The sequence below is a fragment of the Neisseria mucosa genome (assembly GCF_013267835.1).
Lineage (GTDB): Bacteria > Pseudomonadota > Gammaproteobacteria > Burkholderiales > Neisseriaceae > Neisseria.
Window position 1 is genome coordinate 890,221 of sequence record NZ_CP053939.1, and the last position, 12,315, is coordinate 902,535.

Sequence of the window (12,315 nt, forward strand, 5' to 3'; positions counted from 1 at the left end):
GCCTGAGTTGAATGCCGCTTATTTCTTAGCTGCTTTCTTCACTTTAATCTTCACGCTTTTGCCTTGAGCGTTATTTTTACGCCCGGCCTTAACAGAGGCTGTTTTCGCCTGCACCTTTTTCTTGCTTGCGGCTTTAGGTTTGCTTGGCTTAGTAGGCTTGGAAGCAGGTTTACTTTTCACCTTACCCTTCTTTGCCTTCGTGGGAGCAGCCAACGCTTCATCAATTTCTTTAGCCGAAAGTTTACGCTTACGTTTTTCGACAGGTTTGTCAGCAGCTGTCGGCTTACTCGCAGGTTTTGCTTTTCTAGTGCCACGTTTCTTACCGACTGAGCCGCCGCTGATTAAGGTCAAATCAATCTTGCTGGTATCCAAATCGGCACGCGCGACTTTTACAGTAACCGTATCGCCCATGTTGAAACGGACACCGCTACGCTCGCCCTCAATCGCCATAATTTCAGGACGGAAGTTGAAATAATCCTCTCCCAAATCGCTGATGTGTACCAAACCGTCGATATGAATATCGTCCAAGGTTACAAAAATACCGAAACTGGTCATGCCCGAAATCTTGCCACTGAAGACTTCGCCGACTTTGTCGCGCATATAATAAGTTTTCAGCCAATTTTCCACATCGCGGCTGGCATCGTCGGCTCGGCGCTCGCAGAACGAGGTATGCACGCCCAAAGCCTGCCAGGTTTTATTGGGTTGGTAAGTTTGTCCATTCAATACAGCCTTAATGGCACGATGGACAGTCAAATCGGGATAACGGCGGATAGGCGAAGTAAAGTGTGCATATGCACCATAAGCCAAACCAAAGTGACCGTCGCAATGCGGCTCATAAACCGCCTGTTGCATAGAACGCAACATCATCACTTGCAACAGTTCCGCGTCCGGACGGTTTTTAAATTGCTCGGCAAGCGCGGCATAGTCTTTCGGCATCGGATTATCGCCGCCGCCCAAACTCAGCCCCAGCAAACCAAGCTGCTCGCGTAAAGTAGCCAGTTTTTCGGGGGTTGGGCCCAAGTGATTGCGGAATAAAGCCGTATGTTTGTTTTTCAGCAAGAACTCTGCCGCGCAAACATTCGCCGCCAGCATACATTCTTCAATCAGCTTGTGCGCATCGTTGCGGACAATGGGAACAATCTTGTCGATTTTACCGTTGTCGTCAAAAATCATCTGGGTTTCAATGCTCTCAAATTCAACCGCGCCACGCTCGAAACGTTTTTTCTGCAAGATTTTAAATAATTTATACAGAGTATCGATTTGCGGTTTAAACGGATGATCCCGGCCGTCTGAAATCCAATCCCAAACTTGATTGTAAGTCAGTCGCGCATGAGAGCGCATTACTGCCGGATAGAAACGGTATTCCTTGATATTGCCGGCATAAGTAATCACCATATCGCACACCATACACAGGCGTTCGACATCAGGATTGAGCGAGCAGATGCCGTTGGACAAATTCTCCGGCAGCATTGGAATCACACGGCGTGGGAAATACACGCTGGTACTGCGTTCTTGAGCATCTACATCAATCGCGTCATCCGGGCGGACATAATGACTGACATCGGCTATCGCCACCACCAAGCGGTAATTGCGGCCGATTTTTTCGGCAAAAACCGCATCGTCAAAGTCCCGCGCAGTTTCGCCATCGATGGTTACCAGAGGCAAATCCCGTAGGTCCACGCGCCCTTTCAAGTCGGTTTTACGCACATGATCGGGAATTTTCTTCGCAGCTTTGACACATGCTTCACTAAATTGGTGCGGCAAATGGTGCTTGCGCACGGCGATTTCGATTTCCATACCGCTGTCGGCATAATCGCCCAACACTTCAATGATTTTCGCTACGGCAGGGCGGTTTTGCTCGGGGTAAGTCTCAATTTCACCGACAATGACTTGACCGGATTGCGGTTTAAAGTGCGCTACGCTTTCAGGTTCCAAAACAATGCTTTGATTCAAGCGTTTGTCTTCGGCCTCCAAAATCGCCACGCCGCGATCCATATAAAAACGGCCGACCACTTTAGACTGCGCACGCTCCACTACATCTAAAACCGTACCTTCGCGACGGCCTCTGCGGTCGATACCGGCAGGACGCACGGTAACAATATCCCCGTGCATCACGCCGCGCATCTGACGCTCATACAAAACGAAATCGCCCTCGCCTGTCGGCGTAAGCGGCACGGCAAAACCAAAACCGTCTTTATGCGCTTCGACACGGCATTTAACCAATGCCAATTTTTCTGCCGCGCATACCGCGCCACGTCGATTAATCAATACCTGGCCATCGCGCGCCATCGCTTTCAGACGGCGCTCGAAGAATTCATATTCATCTTCTGCAATCGACAATTCATGCGCCAAAGCTTCGATTTTTGTCGGCACACCTTTTTGTTCCAATAATTCAATGACCCATTCACGACTGGGCAACGGATGAGCGTAACGTTGTTTCTCCCGCTCTAAATACGGGTCTTTTTCTCGTAAATTTAAAGATTTAGTATTTTTGTTCATTTTGATGGTTGACATTCTTTTTTTAAAATATATAATAGCTGCTTCTTCGCAGTTCAGATAGTCAACTCTACCTGAAATTGAAGAATAAAGCAAAGCCCAGGTGGCGGAATTGGTAGACGCGCTAGCTTCAGGTGCTAGTGTCCTCACGGGCGTGGAAGTTCGAGTCTTCTCCTGGGCACCAAATGATTTGGTGCTTCTTTGCTTAAGAAAATTTAAATTGCCCAGGTGGCGGAATTGGTAGACGCGCTAGCTTCAGGTGCTAGTATCCTCACGGGTGTGGAAGTTCGAGTCTTCTCCTGGGCACCACTGATAAATCAATCAGTCAAGTTTTTACATTATTCTGAATAAGAAGTCAGGATAATAGTCCACAGAGAGGTGGATGAGTGGTTTAAGTCGCACGCCTGGAAAGCGTGTATACGTGAATAGCGTATCGAGGGTTCGAATCCCTTCCTCTCTGCCAGATACTAAAGACACCAGCTAACGGTGTCTTTTTTTATATCCGCCTTTTTGAATATGGTTGATCCCGTCTATCCGAACAGGGTGTAATGTCTTATCAAGTATCTTTCCCTAGCAACATTTTGATGAAAATTCGTGATTTATCCTAAAATCCCGATACCATTTTCCCCTGATATAAAATCTGCCCTATACGTTTATTTCATCATAATGAAAGGCCGTCTGAAAGTTTTCAGACGGCCTCTTTCTTAAAACCTACCAAATCCCAAACCATTGTTTATCAGATTGCTTTTTATTACCGTTCTGCTGCTCGTGGTTTTGACGGCGAAATTGCCAAGGCGCTTGCGGATTGTCTTTTTTCCATAAGCCCTTACGTTTTTCCTTGGCTTGTTTTTGTGCGGCCGAATAGTCGGTGTAGGCGGTTTTACTTTGTTGTTTTTTAGCATAACTTTCATAATGCCATGCGGCGCCATCCCGTATCTGCATTAAATTCAAGTCAACCGTGCCGACTGATACTTGGGCAACTTCACGCTGATAGCGGTCACTTTCAAACACGCGTACTTTGGCTTTTTTATTCAATGCGGCATCAATCAGATTGTCTCGTGATTGCGTACCATAGGCCTGATTGATTTCCGGCGCATCGATATAGGCCATGCGAATTTTGTGTTTTCGGCCGTCGCTATCGATAATGTGCATGGTATCGCCATCATGGATTTTGATGATTTTTCCATTGTATGTGTAGGATTGTCGCGATGCCTTTTGTTTTTGTTTCTGTTCTTGCTTAGGTTCAGCTTCGGTTGTGGTGTCTGATGTGGCTTTGATGACATTTTCACCCAGCCATTCATTGACCTTTTCCAAACCGATATTGTCGTTTTGTGCCAATGTTGCGGCAACGCTTACCCCGCTACGAATCAACTCGGTATCGCGTGAACTATAGCCCAGGGCGCCCAACACAGATAAAACAACGGGCAACCATTTTATAATTTTACTGATTTGCATATTTTGCCAAATTGAAGGCCGTCTGAAAGACCTGATGCGCTTTCAGACGGCCTTTTAAGATTGATTAATCTTCATTAATCCTGACAAGGCAGGATGACTTTTGCGCCTTCTGCCGTACCCAAAACCAACACATCGGCGGCATCACGGGCAAAAATACCGTTTTCAACTACGCCGATGATTTTGTTGATTTCGTCTTCCATTTTCAGGGCTTGATCGATATTGAGGCCGTGAACATCAACGATTTGGTTACCATAGAAAGTAGTATAGCCGACACGCAACTCAGGCTGTCCGCCCATCGCAAGCAGTTTGCGCGACACCAGCGAACGGGCATTTTCAAACACTTCCACCGGCAATGGGAATTTGCCCAAACGGGAAACATATTTGCTCTCATCGGCGATACAGACAAATTTATCGGATGCACTGGCCACGATTTTTTCATTCAAATGCGCACCGCCGCCGCCTTTAATCATTTGCAGCGCGTGGTTGACTTCGTCTGCGCCGTCAACATAAACCGCCAAACCCATCACATCATTCAGTGAAACTTCTGGAATTTCGTATTTTGCCAAAAGCTCGCTGGATTTTTTGGAAGTAGATACGGCACCCTTGATTTTCTTACCGCTTTTACCCAAAGCTTCGATAAAAAAGTTAATGGTAGAGCCGGTACCGATACCGATGTATTCGTTTTCAGGAACAAATTCCACCGCTTTCTCGGCGGCAATGCGTTTGAGTTCGTCTTGAGTTGCCATGTTGTCAGTCTTTCGGTTTGAATGATGAAACGATTTTAAGCCCTTAGGCTTTAATCAGCAATACTGCCGCTTGTGCTTCAATGGCTTCCATACGCCCCAGATAGCCAAGTTTTTCGTTGGTTTTGCCTTTGATGTTGACGCAGTTTTCAGGCAAGCCTAAATCTGCGGCAATATTGGCGCACATGGCCGGAATATGTGGCGCGAGTTTGGGTTTTTGCGCAATCACGGTCGTATCGACATTAACCACCTTCCAACCCAATGCCTGCACGCTTTGATAAGCCTCGCGCAACAGCACACGGCTGTCTGCATCTTTGAACTCGGCGGCAGTATCGGGAAAATGGCTGCCGATATCGCCCAAACCGGCCGCGCCCAACAGGGCATCGGTAATCGCATGCAAAAGCGCATCGGCATCGGAATGACCCAGTAAGCCCTTTTCAAACGGAATGTTGACGCCGCCGAGTATCAAATCTCGCCCTTCGACCAGCTGATGGACATCGTAGCCCTGTCCGACACGGATATTCATATTATTTCCTTAAATAATGGGTTTTGATTGTTCAGACGGCCTTGAGCAACAATCTGACAATGTATTCGTCTTGCGGCAGCGTCAATTTTAAATTGCGCGTATCGCCCTGCACCAAGCGCGGCCGGATACCCAGTTTTTCAACCGCTGACGCTTCATCCGTAATCTCACTCAAATCATCAACCGATAAGGCGCGATTTAATAAGGCCGTCTGAAAAAGCTGCGGCGTTTGCGCCTGCCATAATCCTGCACGTGCAACGGTTTCATCAATATGATGACTGCCGTCTGCCCGCTTGAGCGTATCAGCCACCGGTATGGCCAGAATGCCACCTTCGTCATTCTCGCCTGCCTCATCAAGCAAACGCGTTAACGCTTCGGCAGGCAGGCAACAGCGCGCGGCATCATGAACCAAAATATTGTCTTGTGCCTCAGCCAAACCTTGCTCCAATAAAACGGACACACCATTGCGTACCGTTTCGGCACGACTTGCACCGCCCACTCGGAAGACACGCACCTTCTCAGATAGGGCCGTCTGAAAAACCAAATCTTCCGGCGAAAGAATAACGGCAATTAAATCTATGCGTGGGTGTTGCTCAAAAATTTCTATGGTATGTTGCAATACGGTTTTACCATTGATTTCAACATATTGTTTGGGTTTTCCCGCGCCAAATCGCGCCCCGACACCGGCCGCAGGAATCAAAGCGATATTGCGGCGTATCATGCTGACGCTCCGGCATTGGCCTCATCCGGCGTTTCCGCCTTGCGCCATACACACGCTTCGCCCAAATCGTCCAAATATTTTTCATGCGCGGCCAGCTCGTCCGCATCGGCTTTGATGACTTTCAACTGCGACGTACGTTTGGTTTCGGCAATAATGGTTGGTTTGACTTCGCCCTCTTCTTCCGCCTCGCCGCCCATCAGGTCGAACTGCTGACGCGTCATGGCAAGATAGACTTCACCCAAAAGCTCGCAGTCAATTAACGCGCCGTGCAAGACACGTTTGCTGCGGTCAACGGAAAAGCGGTTACACAAGGCATCCAAGCTTGCCTTTTGCCCTGGAAACATTTCACGCGCCATGGCCAGCGTGTCGGTGACTTTACAACCCAGTTCCTCAATAGAAGGCAGCCCCATGCGGCGAAATTCCATATTCAGGAAGCCGACGTCAAACTTGGCGTTATGGATAATCAGCTCTGCGCCACGAATAAAGTCGGCAATCTGTTTACCCACTTGGGCAAACGGCGGTGCATTCTTCGCTTCCAATACTTCAATCGTCAAACCATGCACCTTCGCCGCTTCCTCCGGCATATCGCGTTCCGGGTGGACATATAAATGAAGGTTGGAGTCGGTCATTTGGCGGTTGATCATTTCCAAGCCGGCAAATTCGACCAGACGGTCGCCGTTTTCAGGATAAAGGCCCGTGGTTTCCGTATCGAGGATAATCTGACGTTGACTCATGGTTGGTGGTTTCTGCAATTATCAAAACGTCCTGAATCATACTGAAGGCCGTCTGAAATGTATAGTCAGCAAAACTTTAGCTGCTTTTCAAATGCCCTTTTAACGCTGGATTTGTTCAGACGGCCTTTATTCTTTTTTCATCTATTGGCCGTCTATTACTCCAATTTTGAGTAGAAAATCCAATTTCTACAAAATTTTTTAAATTTAATTTCTTTAATAATGAATACCTTACTTATTATTTAAATAATAGGAACAATTATCATTTGCAAATTTAAAAAATCTCCGTATAATACAACCCATCGAAACAAAACAACCGCACCACAGAATGAAAGGAGAAGAAAATGCCCGAAAGTATTTTTAAGCAAGTCTCCCTTGACATTCTGAGACTGCACCAACAAGCCATCCGCTCTTTAATTGCCACCAAATGTTGCGATGAGTGCGAAGTACACGACGCAGTATTCATTACTTTAGATGGCCGCTATTATGTTTGGCTTCCTTGCATGGGCAAATCGCCCCAATCAGAAACCGGCATCCTGCTGATTGAAGATGAAGACGGCAATACGCGCTTAAGCTGGGTGGCCGATACACGCGAAGTCAAGCAAAAAGACAGTCTGTACAACCGCGTTGTTTCCGCTCTGCAACGAAAAATGCAGCGCACGAAAAACAAGTTTATCCAGTCGGCAAACGCCCGATTGCTCGAACTCACGCCTCAGCAAGGCCGTCTGACGACAAACAGCGAAGATTTCTCGCTTTCACCACATGACTTGATGAAAGCACTTTATCCGGCAACACATCAAATAGGAGAATTTGCCCTGTAACAGTTTTTGGTAGTGGTTTGTGTTCCTTTTGCGCCCCTTAACATTTTAAAGGGGCGATTTTTTTGCCTCTGCTTTTCAGACGGCCTCAAAACCGGTTTTCCAGTACAATAAAGGCCGTCTGAACATTTCCTACTTTTCAATCATGCAACTGCTCAAATACATCCAATCGCAAGGCCTCGGCAGCCGCAAGCAATGCCAGTGGCTGATAGACAATGACTGTATCGCCATCAACGGCGAAATTCATAATCGTGCCAAAGACGATATCGATCCGTCTCAAGTGCATACCCTGTCTGTTGATGGCGAAGAAATTGCTGCCGTACCCATGCCCTATTTCTACATTCTGCTTCATAAGCCTGCGGATTACGAAACTTCGCACAAACCCCAGCAATATCCGAGCATCTTCAGCCTTTTTCCCGACCACATGCGCAATATCGATATGCAGGCAGTCGGCCGCTTGGATGCAGACACAACCGGCATTATTCTGATTACCAACGACGGGCAATTTAACCACCGCGTTACTTCGCCCAAACATAAAGTTCCGAAGCTCTACCGCGTTACCTTGAAGCATCCTGCCAACGATACCCTTTGTGCTACGTTGAAAAACGGCGTCCTCCTGCATGACGATAATGAAACCGTCGCCGCAGCCGAAGCAGTATTGGCCGACCCAACCACATTGATGATGACCATTACCGAGGGTAAATACCATCAGGTCAAACGTATGGTTGCAGCCGCAGGCAACCGTGTCGAGCAGCTCCACCGTGAGAAATTCGGCGACTGGAATGTCGATGATTTGGCCGCCGGAGAATGGAAATTTATCCAAATCTAAAAAAATTCCAAATTTTTTCGATAAATTTTTAAACAATATGGATTTTTTATTTATTTGAAATCAAATACATAAACCTTATTATTTTTGTTTAACAGAATTTAACACTGTGAAGACTGAACTATTGTATAATTCGCCTGTCTGAGTAACACTTGCTTCGAAAGAAGTGAGTAAGTGAGTAAGACGTTTTCCCCGTAATGTGTTTGGCCATCTATACTTTCCCCTTAGTATAGATGGTTTTTTTTATCTAAAATTTGGCAATCAAACGAATGTACTTTCAGACGGCCTTTCTCATCTAAAAAAGCCACCATTGCTACACCTCATTTCCCACTCATTGACTTGCCATTATCCCTTTTCTCTTACTCGTCTCTTCCGCATCAATCTGTGCCGTTCCAATTTCAGGCAAATCATTTTATAGAAAGAAAACCGATCAGTGACTATCCAAGCTAAGGTTACAGGATGTTATTAGACAGCCTTAGATAAATACCATCTTTGTTGCCAACATATTCGAAAGCACACCTTAGTGCTATCTAATATCCTCACAACAACCCTTTCCCATATCCCACTTTCAGACGGCCTTTATCGTTACAGCTCTTTCAATCATTCATATCGTTTCAGCCAAATTCTCTGTTTGCAGGTTTCAACACCAAGTAAACCAGAGGAACTCACTAAAAATTATTCATTACATAGTTTTTTTAACTAATTTTCTTTTCCGACTTTAGTCAAGATTCGTTAAATCTTTGCGGTAAAATGTTGTCTTTATTTTTATGCATCTGAGTATTTATGTCTTCCAATCAACCCCGTCAAACCTGGTCCAACCGTTTGACTTACATCCTTACCGTTGCCGGCGCGACTGTCGGCTTTGGCGCAACTTGGCGTTTCCCGTATCTGGTTGGTGAAAACGGCGGCGGCGCGTATGTGTTTCTGTTCTGTATCGCCATGCTGGTCATCGGTATTCCGATGATTTTGGTGGAAAACGTCATCGGCCGCCGTAAAGGCGTGAACGCGCTGGATGCGTTTGGCGGCACAATGAATGGCAAACCCGTTGCCAAAGTTTGGAAATTGGTCGGTTGGATGGGCCTGATCGGCGCATTCGGCATCATGGCCTATTACATGGTACTCGGCGGCTGGGTTATCAGTTACATCGTCAATATCATCGGCGGCAATTTGGACATTTCCAGCCCTGTCAGCGGCGAAGTTACCAAAAGCTTCTTTACCGAACACATTGAAAACAGCCCTTGGGAAATTGCCTTTTACACCTTCCTATTTGTCGTTGTAAACCAATGGATTTTGGTCAAAGGCGTCATCGGCGGCATTGAAAAAGCGGCGAAATACCTGATGCCGCTGCTGTTTTTATTCCTGATTGCCATGGTCGTGCGCAACGTTACCCTGCCGGGCGCAATGGAAGGCATTACCTTCTATCTGAAACCTGACTTCAGCAAAATTACCGCCGAACTTTTCGTCTTCGTTTTGGGGCAAGTATTCTTCGCACTGAGCTTGGGTTTCGGCGTGATGATTACCTTATCCAGCTATTTGGATAAAAACGAAAATCTGGTTCAAACCGCAGTCATTACGGCAATTACCAATACCATCATCGCCGTACTGGCGGGCTTTATGATTTTCCCGTCGCTCTTCAGCTTCGGCGTTGCGCCCAATTCCGGCCCGACTTTGGTATTCCAAAGCCTGCCGATTGTGTTCTCTAATATGTGGGCTGGCCCTGTGTTCGCCGTGATTTTCTTCTCGCTGCTCCTGATTGCCGCGCTGACGACTTCGCTGACCATTTATGAAGTATTGATTACAACGATTCAGGAAAAAACCAAAATCCGCCGTACCGCAGCGATTACGATTGTGCTGGCTGCCATCTTCATCTTCGGTAACATTCCATCTATTTTGAGCTATGGCCCGTGGAAAGACGTTTCCGTGTTCGGCAAAAATATTTTTGATGCCTTTGACTATATCAGTGGCAACATCCTGTTTATGCTGACCGCGCTCGGCTCCTCGCTGTTTGTCGGTTTCGTAATGAAGGACGAAGCAAAGGACGAATTGTTTTATAAAGGCAACCATACGACGGTCAATATCTGGTTTGCCTATGTGAAATACCTTGTGCCTTTGGTGATTTTGCTGATTTTTGTCAGCAACTTGTTCTGATAAACAGCATACAAAAAAGGCCGTCTGAAATATTCAGACGGCCTTTATTTTAACTATGATTTATTCTGCCCAGTTTTTCTTCTTACTGGTTTTACCGATACCGGGGTTGAAGCTATTGGTCGGGTCGAGTTTTTTATAGAACTGTTTCAGCTCGGGCTTGGCTTCATACAGATGACCGACATTATGCTCGGCAGGATATTGCGCACCGCGTTGGTCAAGCAGATGGAGCATTTCATGTTCCAAAGCCATGCAGTCGTTGCCTTTTTTAATGATGTAGTCCTGATGGAACACATGACACATAAAATGTCCGTAATACAATTTATGGATAATTTTATTGTCGATTTCGGGCGGCAGGGTTTCAAACCAATCACGATCATCACGACGCAAGGCGATATCGAGTGCAACCAAATCCTCTACTTCATCATCATGTACAGAACGGTAACGGATCGCGGCAGAAGCCACAGCAAAGCGATGCAGCATAGCCGCCTGCGTTTCTTCGGCATTACATTCGAAGAATGCGCCGCCATGGGTTGCAAAATATTCTTTCAAGAAAGCACGCGCTTCTTCTACGCCCTCGCCACCCATTTTCAAGATCAAATGGTGTTCATATTTATCCCGATAGTTGCGCATAGATTTCGGCAAGTGATCAGGCAAAATCTTGCTGATCAGTTGCATGAATTTATCAGAGAAGTGTTTTGGTAAGAAACTTATCTTTTTGCTGAATCTATCCACACGGGCTTTCAGATCAAACAGTTTCGGAAGTTGGTGGGTACCGAACGTCTTGATGATATAAAAAGTGTCTTTGCCATAAACAGCAGCAATATCAAAAGCATGACGATGGATATACTCACCGGAAACAGGCAGGTTTTTAAACTCGCTCAAAGCGGCGCGGCGAATATCGGTCAGCTCATTAATATCATTGGTGCCGATATAAAAAACGGCAGTCTGTTTTTCTTGCGGGAAAGTATCCAATCGCACGGCAAACACCATCAGCTTGCCCGCGCAACCTGATGCTTCGTAGTGACGCGCAGGGTCGGCATTAAAACGGGCGGCAGTCGGTTCATTCACTTGGCGGACATGATCGCAGTACGCATGGTCATGCCCTTTGCCTGCATCTTGAACAATGTCTTTTTTCTGATAATGAAAACCTTGCAGATTGGTCAGAATTTCTTCAGGAGTTTCACCCAAATCAATGCCCAGATGGTTGACCAGCTCCAGTTTGCCCTCTTCGTTGATTTGCGCAAACAGGGCCATTTCCGTATAAGCCGGACCACGCTGTACCAAAGCGCCGCCTGAGTTATTACATACGCCGCCCAATACGGATGCGCCGATACAGGACGAGCCGATCACGGAATGCGGCTCACGGCCTAAAGGTTTCAGCAGCAGCTCCAATTGATTCAGAGTAGAACCGGGCAGGCAGACAACTTGTTCGTTATTATTAATCGGCTGAATGATGTTCAGACGCATGGTATTCACAATCACGATATCGCGGTCGTAATCATTACCGTCAGGAGTCGAGCCGCCGGTCAGGCCAGTATTGGCAGCCTGCGTAATCACAATGACATCAGCCTCAACACACGCCTGCAAAATTTGCCACATTTCCAAAACCGTACCCGGACGGACAACCGCCAGCGCCTTGCCTTCGCCAAAACGGTAGCCTTGGCGGTATTGTTCGGTTTTTGCCGGGTCTGTGATGATGTATTTTTCGCCGACAGTTTGCGTCAGCCGGCTGATTAATTGCGTAGCATTCATTGCATACTCCTTGAGAGATTAATATATTTATTAGATTGCAAACATTGTAGTAATCCCTTTTATCAAAGTAAAGGCAAAACCCATTTTTAAATTCATCATTCA

10 protein-coding genes and 3 tRNA genes are annotated in these 12,315 nt (G+C 46.6%); 6 read left to right on the forward strand and 7 right to left on the reverse strand.

The genetic code is table 11. From position 1 onward, the window contains the following. Window positions 1–18 precede the first annotated feature (18 nt). On the reverse strand, window positions 19–2,499 hold the full coding sequence (gene rnr / locus FOC66_RS04145; RefSeq protein WP_003746939.1) for a ribonuclease R: 2,481 nt from the start codon (window positions 2,497–2,499) through the stop codon (window positions 19–21). Between the two features lie 94 nt (window positions 2,500–2,593). On the opposite strand from rnr, the gene FOC66_RS04150 reads away from it, so the two are divergent. The 3 genes from FOC66_RS04150 to FOC66_RS04160 all read left to right on the forward strand — a co-directional run bounded on the left by FOC66_RS04150 (window position 2,594) and on the right by FOC66_RS04160 (window position 2,959). Next, window positions 2,594–2,680 (forward strand) — tRNA-Leu (locus tag FOC66_RS04150). 38 nt (window positions 2,681–2,718) lie between these two features. After that, window positions 2,719–2,805 (forward strand) — tRNA-Leu (locus FOC66_RS04155). Window positions 2,806–2,868: 63 nt separating this feature from the next. Then, a tRNA-Ser gene (locus FOC66_RS04160) sits at window positions 2,869–2,959 on the forward strand. Between the two features lie 248 nt (window positions 2,960–3,207). Here FOC66_RS04160 and FOC66_RS04165 read toward each other — a convergent pair. From FOC66_RS04165 to dnaQ, 5 genes are all read right to left on the reverse strand, one after another. Beyond that, window positions 3,208–3,951, reverse strand: a complete 744-nt coding sequence (locus FOC66_RS04165) for a thermonuclease family protein (protein WP_003746941.1) — start codon at window positions 3,949–3,951, stop codon at window positions 3,208–3,210. A gap of 74 nt (window positions 3,952–4,025) precedes the next feature. After that, window positions 4,026–4,697 (reverse strand): ribose-5-phosphate isomerase RpiA, encoded by a 672-nt coding sequence (gene rpiA / locus FOC66_RS04170; protein ID WP_003746943.1) that lies wholly within the window; start codon window positions 4,695–4,697, stop codon window positions 4,026–4,028. A 43-nt stretch (window positions 4,698–4,740) separates the two neighbouring features. Then, window positions 4,741–5,220: a 2-C-methyl-D-erythritol 2,4-cyclodiphosphate synthase gene (gene ispF, locus FOC66_RS04175; RefSeq protein WP_003746945.1), complete on the reverse strand. Its 480-nt coding sequence runs from the start codon at window positions 5,218–5,220 to the stop codon at window positions 4,741–4,743. A 31-nt stretch (window positions 5,221–5,251) separates the two neighbouring features. Beyond that, on the reverse strand, window positions 5,252–5,938 hold the full coding sequence (gene ispD / locus FOC66_RS04180) for a 2-C-methyl-D-erythritol 4-phosphate cytidylyltransferase (RefSeq protein ID WP_003746946.1): 687 nt from the start codon (window positions 5,936–5,938) through the stop codon (window positions 5,252–5,254). Further along, window positions 5,935–6,672 carry a DNA polymerase III subunit epsilon gene (dnaQ, locus tag FOC66_RS04185; protein WP_003746948.1) on the reverse strand — a complete coding sequence of 246 codons (738 nt, stop codon included), beginning with the start codon at window positions 6,670–6,672 and terminating at the stop codon, window positions 5,935–5,937. The genes ispD and dnaQ overlap by 4 nt, the downstream gene beginning before the upstream one ends. A gap of 341 nt (window positions 6,673–7,013) precedes the next feature. On the opposite strand from dnaQ, the gene FOC66_RS04190 reads away from it, so the two are divergent. From FOC66_RS04190 to FOC66_RS04200, 3 genes are all read left to right on the forward strand, one after another. Further along, window positions 7,014–7,490: a hypothetical protein gene (locus FOC66_RS04190; RefSeq protein WP_003746951.1), complete on the forward strand. Its 477-nt coding sequence runs from the start codon at window positions 7,014–7,016 to the stop codon at window positions 7,488–7,490. Window positions 7,491–7,632: 142 nt separating this feature from the next. Next, a complete protein-coding gene (locus FOC66_RS04195; RefSeq protein ID WP_003746953.1) occupies window positions 7,633–8,316 on the forward strand; it encodes a 16S rRNA pseudouridine(516) synthase in 684 nt (227 codons plus the stop codon). A 780-nt stretch (window positions 8,317–9,096) separates the two neighbouring features. After that, the gene (locus FOC66_RS04200; protein ID WP_003746955.1) at window positions 9,097–10,461 is read left to right on the forward strand and encodes a sodium-dependent transporter; all 1,365 of its coding nucleotides are present in this window, start codon (window positions 9,097–9,099) and stop codon (window positions 10,459–10,461) included. Window positions 10,462–10,521: 60 nt separating this feature from the next. Here FOC66_RS04200 and dld read toward each other — a convergent pair whose 3' ends face one another. After that, window positions 10,522–12,213, reverse strand: a complete 1,692-nt coding sequence (dld, locus tag FOC66_RS04205; protein WP_003746959.1) for a D-lactate dehydrogenase — start codon at window positions 12,211–12,213, stop codon at window positions 10,522–10,524. Between the last annotated feature and the right edge of the window lie 102 nt (window positions 12,214–12,315).